8 protein-coding genes and 1 pseudogene are annotated in these 8545 nt (G+C 70.7%); 7 read left to right on the top strand and 2 right to left on the bottom strand.

Annotation, left to right across the window (positions count from 1 at the left end):
• From D7V93_RS30980 to D7V93_RS30960, 5 genes and pseudogenes are all read left to right on the top strand, one after another.
• Nucleotides 1-541 (top strand): annotated as a pseudogene (locus D7V93_RS30980) (hypothetical protein); the annotation flags it as partial.
• Nucleotides 538-2184 (top strand): caspase family protein, encoded by a 1647-nt coding sequence (locus D7V93_RS30975; protein ID WP_120646813.1) that lies wholly within the window; start codon nt 538-540, stop codon nt 2182-2184. The pseudogene D7V93_RS30980 and the gene D7V93_RS30975, both read left to right, overlap by 4 nt.
• Before the next feature lie 8 nt (nt 2185-2192).
• Nucleotides 2193-3098 carry a carboxypeptidase-like regulatory domain-containing protein gene (locus D7V93_RS30970; protein WP_120646812.1) on the top strand — a complete coding sequence of 302 codons (906 nt, stop codon included), beginning with the start codon at nt 2193-2195 and terminating at the stop codon, nt 3096-3098.
• A 142-nt stretch (nt 3099-3240) separates the two neighbouring features.
• Entirely contained in the window at nt 3241-3738 is a 498-nt protein-coding gene (locus D7V93_RS30965; protein WP_120646811.1) for a hypothetical protein, read from the top strand.
• A gap of 110 nt (nt 3739-3848) precedes the next feature.
• Nucleotides 3849-4799, top strand: a complete 951-nt coding sequence (locus D7V93_RS30960) for a DUF4382 domain-containing protein (RefSeq protein WP_120646810.1) — start codon at nt 3849-3851, stop codon at nt 4797-4799.
• 86 nt (nt 4800-4885) lie between these two features.
• Here D7V93_RS30960 and D7V93_RS30955 read toward each other — a convergent pair whose 3' ends face one another.
• Nucleotides 4886-5437: a YceI family protein gene (locus D7V93_RS30955; RefSeq protein ID WP_120646809.1), complete on the bottom strand. Its 552-nt coding sequence runs from the start codon at nt 5435-5437 to the stop codon at nt 4886-4888.
• 144 nt (nt 5438-5581) lie between these two features.
• On the opposite strand from D7V93_RS30955, the gene D7V93_RS30950 reads away from it, so the two are divergent.
• Together D7V93_RS30950 and D7V93_RS30945 are read left to right on the top strand one after the other, a co-directional pair.
• A complete protein-coding gene (locus D7V93_RS30950) occupies nt 5582-6490 on the top strand; it encodes a LysR family transcriptional regulator (protein ID WP_120646808.1) in 909 nt (302 codons plus the stop codon).
• A 109-nt stretch (nt 6491-6599) separates the two neighbouring features.
• A complete protein-coding gene (locus D7V93_RS30945) occupies nt 6600-7295 on the top strand; it encodes a pirin family protein (RefSeq protein ID WP_120646807.1) in 696 nt (231 codons plus the stop codon).
• Between the two features lie 72 nt (nt 7296-7367).
• On the opposite strand, the gene D7V93_RS45305 is transcribed toward D7V93_RS30945, so the two are convergent.
• The coding region (locus tag D7V93_RS45305) for a hypothetical protein (protein ID WP_120646806.1) at nt 7368-8545 on the bottom strand (1178 nt) is incomplete at its 5' end.

Below are 8545 nucleotides of genomic sequence, written 5' to 3'. Positions count from 1 at the left end.
GTACTGGGGATGGATGGCGGGAGCGATCGCGGCCTCCGTGCTGATGGTCGTGATGGTCCCCCTCGTGAAGGGCCCTGCGTCCACCCGCGACCTGCCCCCCGAGGGCCTGAAGGGTTCGGGGCGCATCTCGCTGGAGCTGGCGGTGGTGGCCCGGGGCGCGGACGGCGAGCTGCGCCGGCTGGACCCGGGCGCCGCGGTCGCGAAGGACGAAGTGCTGCTCGTGCGCTACCACGCCACCGAGTCCGGCACCGCGCTGCTCTACCAGCAGCGGGAGCACCAGCCGCCGGAGCTCCTGGGCCACTTCCCCCTGGAGGCCGGGACGCACGACCTGGCAGGGCCGGAGGGGCTGGCGGGCGTGAGCCTGGAGACGGACGAGGGGCCGCTTGCCCTGGTGCTGGTGGCCTTCGCGGCCTGGGAGCCGGCCTCGGAGGCGGACGCGCTCGCGGCGCTCGGGACGGATGACGCTTCGGACTCCCGCCCGGGGACCGTGTCGCGGTTCGACGTGCGCGTCCAGACAGGTCAGACTTCGCGCCAACCGTGAGGCGCCTCCTCTTCCTGCTGCTCGTCACCCTCACCGCGTGCGCGGGTCCCTCCGCCGCGCCCGGTGACAAGGGCGGCCTCGTGCCGCTGCGCCTCGCTGAATCCGACCTGTCCCGTGCCTACACGCCCCGGCGGCTCGCGCTGCTCGTGGGCGTGTCCGCGTTCGACGACCCCCAGTGGCGCGACCTGCGCTTCTCCGCCAAGGACGCCGTCGACCTGGGGACGGTGCTGAAGGATCCCGCGCGCGGCCACTTCGACCAGGTGCGCGTCCTCACGCGCCCGGAGGAGACCACGAAGGAGGCCGTCCTCGCGGCCCTGCGACAGTTGCGGCGCGAGGCCACCCGGCCCGACGACGTGGTGGTGGTGTACCTGTCCGCGCACGGCACGCTCGCGCGCGATGGCCGGGGCGAGCTGACCCGCTACCTCGTCACCCGCGACGCGTCCTACCGCGACATCCCCCAGACGGCGCTCTCCATGGACGCGCTGAAGGCGGAGTTCGAACAGCTGCCCAGCCGGCGGCGGCTGCTCGTGCTGGCCACGTGCCACAGCGGCAGCGGCAAGTCGCTGCTGCCCCGCGAGCTGGAGGTGGAGCTGGCCGGCATCAAGTCCGGCTTCTACGCGCGGCCGCTGGAGGAGTCCTCGCGGGCCTCCATGGTATTCGCCGCGAGTGACTGGGGCGAGACGGCGCGCGAGGACGACAGCCTCCGCAACGACATCTACACGCACTTCCTCGTGGAGGGCCTGGGCGGCGCCGCGGACCGCAACGGCGACGGCGCGGTGACAGCCACGGAGGCCCACGACTATTCGCGCCGCCGCACCTTCGCCTTCACCGAAGGCCGGCAGCGGCCGTCGGCGGAGATCCTGGAGGTGGGCGCGGATCCGGTCATCCTCGCGGGCCGCATCGACCGGGCGGGCCAGCCGGAGATGTTCTCCTACAACCCGCGCCTGGACGGCTTCACGCTCAAGGTGGACGGCGAGACGCGCCTCGAGCTGCCGGGCGGCACCGCGGTGGGTGCGGGCCGGCGCACCGTGGAGCTCACCAAGGGCGACGCCGTCCTCGTGCGGCGCGACGTGGACGTGGCGCAGGGCCAGCGCCTGCCCCTGGAGCAGCTCCTGTCGGAGGCCATCCCCCGGCGCTCGCTGTCGCTCGTGGGCGGCATGGTGTCCTTCGTGGACGGCCAGAGCCGGCGCGACGTCCTGCCCGCGGCGCCCCAGGTGGGCGTGGTGCTGAGGCTGGAGGACGTCCCGCTCCAGGACCTGGGGCTGCTCGTGGACGTGGGCTTCGGCCGGGGCGAGCGCACGCTCCAGGTGGCCCCCGGCAGCGAGGTGCCCTTCGGCTACACGGCGCTCACGCTGGGTGTGGCGGCGCCCTATCTCTGGCGGTGGGAGCGGCTGACGCTTTTCGCCGGGCCGCGCGTGGCCGCGCTGTACCTGCGCAGGTCCTTTGACGTGGAGGCCTTCTCCGGAGGCCAGCGCTACTTCACCGTGAGCCCCGGCGTGGTGGCGGGGCTGGCGGTGCGCCTGGGCGAGCGGTTGGAGCTGACGGCGCAGTCGCAGCTCCTGCTGACGTACGTGGTGGTGGATTCCCGGGGACAGGCGGTGGGTTTCCTCGGCGGCCACGCCGGCGTGGGGTACCGCTTCTGATGCGACACTTGATTTCTCGCCTCCCGCTGACGCTGCTCGCGCTGGGGCTTGGCGCCTGCGGCAGCCTGGACAACGCGCCGTTCCAGGCGGGCACCGTGCACGGGCGGCTCACGAAGTTCGATCCCGCGGTGGCCCTGGTGTCGGTGATGGGCGAGCCCGACGTGCGCGCCACGGTGGACGCGGACGGCCGCTTCACGCTGCACGACGTGCCTGCTGGCCCCGCGGAGCTGTTCATCGTGGCCGCGTCAGACAAGGCCGCGCGCGTGACGCTCACGGTGCAGGGCGGTCAGTCCGTGGAGGTGGCGGACGTGGAGCCCGGCCCCGCCAGCACCCTGTCCGTGAAGGTGCACGCGCGGGGCAACCTGAAGATCAAGAAGGGGCAGGCGTCGGTGAACGACACGCCCCTTGCGGACCTGCTGCTCGACGATGATGGCAACCGCCGCGTGGGCCCGCTGCCGGATGGCTGCTACACGGTGAGCATCTCCGCGCCGGACTTCCCGAAGCGCTCCCTCCTGGACTGCGTAGGCGGGGGCAAGCAGAAGGTGTTGAAGGTGGAGCTGGTGCCGGATGAGGCCTACGCGCGCAAGGGCTGCGCGCAGACGGGATGCGCGAGCGACAGCGTGTGCGCGCCGGACGGCAAGTGCGTGGAGTGCCTGGATGACACCGCGTGCGGCGCGCCGCTCGTCTGCCGGGGCTTCCGCTGTGAAGGGCCGGGGCCCCAGTGCGCCGCGTGCAACGGCAACTGGCAATGCGACGCGGCCACGCATTGCGAGGAAGTGCCCGGCGACCAGATGGCGTGCGTGGCGAAGTGTGGCAATGGCAGGCCCGCGTGCGGCGAAGGCTTCACGTGTCAGCAGGAGCGCTGCCTGCCGGATCCCGCCTACTTCACCACCTGCGAGTCCTACCGCCAGTAGGGCGCCCGGTGCGCGGAGCGTCCGCGTCGGGAAAGTCGCTCCGGAACCGTGGCCGGGTTCTTCCCGGCCAGGTCTTCCTCCAGGGGGCGCCTCCGCTCGGAACGGGGAGGTGAAGGCGGTTCCACTCACCTGGAGGATTCCCATGCGAAACCTGTCTGCTTCTTCGTCCGCGCTGAAGATGGCGCTGTGCGCGCTGTTGTTCGTTGGCTGCGGCGGCACCAGCGAGTCCGACACGCTGCTCGGCACGGGCGGCGACAACCTGGGCCGCGAGGAGTCGGAAGCCCCCGCCACGGACGGAGGCGAAGCTCCGGGCGGTTCGGGCCGCGCCCTCATCTGCCACATTCCTCCCGGCAATCACGCCAACGCGCACACCATCGAAGTGGGCTTGCCCGCGGTGATCGCGCACCTGCGCCATGGCGACACCGTGGGCGCCTGCGAAGGCGAGGAACCGCCCGCGGACGGCGGCGTGGGCAGTGGGGATGCCGGCCCCGGCGGCCAGGTGGACGCAGGCACGGGCGGTGACGTGGACGCCGGCCCTGCTTGCTTCCCCCAGGGAACGTCCTGCGATGTCGAAGCGGAGAACCCCTGCTGCAACGGCCTCTCGTGCCAGGAAGGCGCTTGCTGGCCGATCATCGGCTGAGCAATCCCTCTCATCCGCCGTGGCCAATGCGAGTCCCGGCGGGTCTTCTGTCCGTTCAATACCCGCCGGGGCCTCATCAGGCCCCGGCCCTTGCCCCCGAGCCCCATCCCATGACCTCCCTTCGTCGCTTGACCTCCTCCCTGCTGCTGGCCACGGGGCTGCTGTGCCTCGCCGCCTGCGGCAATGACTCCACGGGCCGCGTGACGGTGAAGCTGACCGACGCTCCCGGCGACACGTTCGAGAAGGCCGTCGTGACCATCTCGAAGGTCTACCTGAAGGGCAGCGTCGAAGGAGAGGACGGCGCCGAGGGCAAGGGCGAGGTCGTCCTGCGCAGCGAGCCCATCACGACCAACCTGCTCACGCTGGCCAACGACGCGGCGGACCTGGTGAAGGACGTGGAGGTGCCGACCGGGACGTACCGCGAGCTGCGCTTCGTCATCACCGGCGGCTACGTGCAGGTGAAGGAGGACGGCGGCAGCCGCGTCTACGCGACCTCCCCCAACTACGAGGGCCTGCCCCCGGGCACCCAGGTGGACGGCGACCTGCAGATGCCGAGCGCGGCCAGCTCCGGCCTCAAGGTGAAGTTCGACAAGGACGCGGACGTCACCGTCACCAGCGACGAGGGCCAGAAGGTCATCCTCGTGGACTTCGACGTGTCGCAGAGCTTCGGCCACGCGGCCGGCGGCTCCGGCAAGTGGGTGATGGGCCCGGTCATCAAGGGCGCGGACCTGGAGTTCTCCGGCAACGTGGAGGTCACCCTCCGGCTGGGCGCGGGCGTGCAGCTGCCCGTCATCGGTGATGCGCAAGTGCTGCTGAGCGGCTTCTCCGCCGTCCTCGTCAACGCCGACGGCGGCCGCGAGCCGATGGCCTTCACCGCCGGCGCGAACGGCGTCTACGTGGCGGACTTCAAGTACCTGCTGCCCGGCACCTACTCGGTGGACCTGGTGGGCCCCACCGGCGTGAGCTTCACGAGCGAGCCCGGCCACCCGACGACGGCCACCGTCGGCTCCGGCGCCGAGGCCTCCGTCGCCTTCACGCTGACCGCCGCCTCCAAGCTGTAGCCACAACGCCTTCCCGCGGTCCTGGAAGGACCTCCACGGCGAGTGGGGGTCCTTCTTCATTTCCAGCGGGTGATGCGCGGCCATGCTCAGGCCGCCTGCTCTCCCGCCTGGGCCCGCGCCGCCTGCACCTCGAGGGTGATTTCAATCTTCTCGCCCACGAGCACGCCGCCCGCCTCCAGCGCCTGGTTCCACGTGAGCCCGAAGTCGCGGCGGTCGATGGTCGTCTTCGCCTCGAACGCGGCCTTCAGGTTGCCCCAGGGATCCTTGCCGACGCCCAGCGCCTCCGCCTCCAGCACCACCTCGCGGGTGACGTCGCGGATGGTCAGGTGGCCCGTCACGCGCAGGCCCTTGCCGGAGCCCTTCTCCACCTTCGTGCTCTGGAAGGTCATCGCGGGGAACTTCTCCACGTCGAAGAAGTCCGGCGAGCGCAGGTGGTTGTCGCGCTGGGCGACGCCCGTGTTGATGCTCGCCGTGTCGATGCGGACGGACACCGCGGCCGCGGTGAGGTCCTCCTCGTCCAGCGTCAGCGTCCCGCTGAACTGCTGGAAGCTGCCGCGCACCTTGGCGATGACCATGTGGCGCACGCTGAAGTGGATGCCCGTGTGGGTCGTGTCGATGTTCCAGAGGTTCGAGGCCATGGCGGTTGTCCCTGTCGTGAGGTGTTTGGGTTGTTTGTTGCGACAGGGAGCAAGGTAGCGGTGGCAGGGGTTCCGGATTAGATGGGACGAACAGGATGAACTGTTCCACCCCTGGGACAGTCCTCTTCTCCCTGGGACGGCGCCATGGACCTCAACGAACTCCTCGTCTTCGCGCGCGTGGTGCAGGCCGGCAGCTTCACGGCGGCGGCGCGCGGGCTGCGCATGCCCAAGTCCACGGTGAGCCGGAAGGTGTCGGAGCTGGAGGAGCGCGTGGGCGCGCAGCTCCTGCAGCGCACGACGCGCAAGCTGCACCTCACGGAGGTCGGGCGGGCGTACTACGCGCACTGCGAGCGCATCGTCCAGGAGGCGGAGGCCGCGGAGCAGGAGGTGACGCGCCTGCAGGCCGGGCCGCACGGGCTCTTGCGCGTGACGACGCCGCTGTCCGTCCCCTTCCTCGCGCCGCTGGTGGCAGGGTTCCTGGAGCGGTATCCGGACGTCCAGGTGCAGCTGCTGTGCACGGACCGAGCGGTGGACCTGGTGGAGGAAGGCATGGACCTGGCCGTGCGCGCGGGGCGACTGCCGGACTCGTCGCTGATGGCGCGCAGGCTGGGGGACATCGAGCGCGTCGTGGTGGCGTCGCCGGAGTACCTGGAAGCGAAGGGCGCGCCCCGGACGCCGGCCGACCTGGCGAAGCATGACTGCCTGCTCTTCGGCGCGGCGCTGGAGGGCAACGTCTGGACGCTGCACGCCGGAGGGCGGTCCGTGGAGGTCAAGGTCTCCGGCCGGCTGGTGGTGAACGAGCCGGACATGCTGCACGCGGTGACGGTGGCCGGCTCAGGCGTCGCCCTCCTGCCCGGCCTCCACTGCGTCGAGGACCTGGACAGCGGGCGCCTGCAGCGCGTCCTGCCGGACTGGAGCTCCGCGGGGGCGCCCGTGCACGCCGTCTACCCGCCCACCCGGCATCACGTGCCCAAGGTGATGGCCTTCGTGGAGCACCTGCGCGAGCACTGGCCCATGCGCCAGCAGGAGCCGCCCAGGCGCGCGAAACGCTGAAGCCGCCGTCGCGTTGCGTTCCATGGGTGGAACAATGTGTCTCGACTTCCGCGTCTGGCCATGAGGGCTTCGGACACGCATTGTGTTGGGAGAAAGGAAGCACCCCATCATGATGAACGTTCGGCCCTCTGAAGCACGCGGACATGCCAGCCACGGCTGGCTCGACTCCCACCACACCTTCTCCTTCGCGAGCTACTTCGACCCGCAGCACATGGGCTTCCGCGCCCTGCGCGTCATCAACGAGGACCGCGTCACGTCTGGCGAGGGCTTCGACACGCACCCGCACCGGGACATGGAGATCATCACCTACCCGCTCAGCGGCGCCATCGCGCACCGGGACAGCACGGGAGGCAACGGCCTGCTGCGCGCCGGTGAGGTGCAGCGCATGACGGCCGGCACGGGCGTGATGCACAGCGAGATGAACGGCTCCAACGAGGACGTGCACTTCCTGCAGATCTGGATCATCCCCGACAAGAAGGGGCTGAAGCCCGAATATGAGCAGAAGCTCTTCCCGGAGAAGGACCGCCAGGGCCGCTGGCGCGTGGTCGCGAGCCCCGACGCCCGCGACGGCAGCCTCACCGTGCACCAGGACGTGCTGCTCTCCAGCACGCTGCTGAGCCCGGGCGAGAAGGCCGAGTACACGCTGCCCAAGGGCCGTCACGCCTGGCTCCAGATGGCGCGGGGCGCCGGCACGCTCAACGGCGTGGCGCTCAAGGCCGGCGACGGCGTCGCGGTGACGGATGAGTCGAGCCTCGTGCTCGTCGCCACCGAGCCGCTGGAAGCGCTGCTCTTCGACCTGGCATGAGCCGGGGCGAAAGATGGCCCCCGGGTTGAACCCCCCGGGGGCCTCGTGCGGTCCCGTGTGCCTTCGGCGGTGCTACCGGCCGTTGTACTTGAGGTCGCGCGGGTTGACGGGCGGCGAGCCGTGGAGGGCGTCGGCGGCCTCGAAGGCCTGCATGCCGCTCTTGCCCTGGGTGGCCTGCTGCCAGGCCGGCAGCGACTTGAAGGCGAAGACCATGTCGAAGTCGAGCGGCACCGAGCCCTTGTCCAGCGGCACGCTGCCCGGCTGGTCCTGGAACCACTTCATCCAGCCCGTCGAGCCCGGCACTTCAATCACCAGCGCCTGGCCCACCGTCTGCGGCGGAAGCGTGGGGCTGGGGAGCAGGAACGACTGCATCGGCCACTCGGCCACGCTGTGGCAGCTCATGCAGGACGAGGCCGGGACGGACGCCACCTGCTGGCCGTTGTAGTAGGCCGGCGCGACCACGGCGCCGTCGTTCGGGCCGGAGAGCCGACCGCCCCAGCCGAGCGTCGCCGTCGAGTACGCGGGGGCCGCCGGGTTGATGACAGTCTCCGCGAGCGGCGCGCCGGGGTTCTGCGTGGAGTTGACGTTCGGATCATCCCCCCACATCGCGCCCAGCGGGATCATCTTGGCCCACGCGTCGCCCGGCACGCGCTTGTCATAGACGAGCGTGGAGAACACCCAGCCCGTCTTGGGCGCCGTCTTCGTGTCCTTGACGATGATGTCGAACTGCATCACCGACGCGTTCATCACCTGCGGCGGCGCGGTCGGCGGGCCATTGGGAGGCGTGACGTAGAGCGGCCACGTGGTGGCGCCCTCCATCACCGGCCAGTCCTGGGCCAGCGCGCTGGTGAGCGCCGCCTTGACGACGATGGAGCCCTCCGGGAACTGCCCGGACGTGTTGGTGAGGGTGGGGTTCATCGCCGTCTTGCCCCACACCTGGCCCAGCGCGTAGGCCGCGACGTCGTCGTAGTAGGTGAGGACGTACGTGGTCATGTCCACCTTCAGGCCGGACGCGGCGAAGGTGTTCGCGGGGAACTCGGAGCCCACGTAGGTGCCGTGGATGCTCTCGCGGATGGAGGCGAGCCACGGCTCGTTGTACCAACCCGCCTGCGCCGCATCCCACTGGGGATAGTTGTAGAGCAGCGTCTTCATGTCCGCCGCGATGTAGTCCTTGAGCGCGTTGACGTAGGCGAGCGCGTTGTCCTTCCCGATGGGCCGGCCCTTCAGCGCCGCGATCCACGGGGGATTGG

This window comes from Corallococcus llansteffanensis (assembly GCF_003612055.1).
Classification (GTDB): domain Bacteria; phylum Myxococcota; class Myxococcia; order Myxococcales; family Myxococcaceae; genus Corallococcus; species Corallococcus llansteffanensis.
Note: the sequence above shows the minus strand (reverse complement) of the source record. Positions and strands in the feature narration are given on the sequence as shown.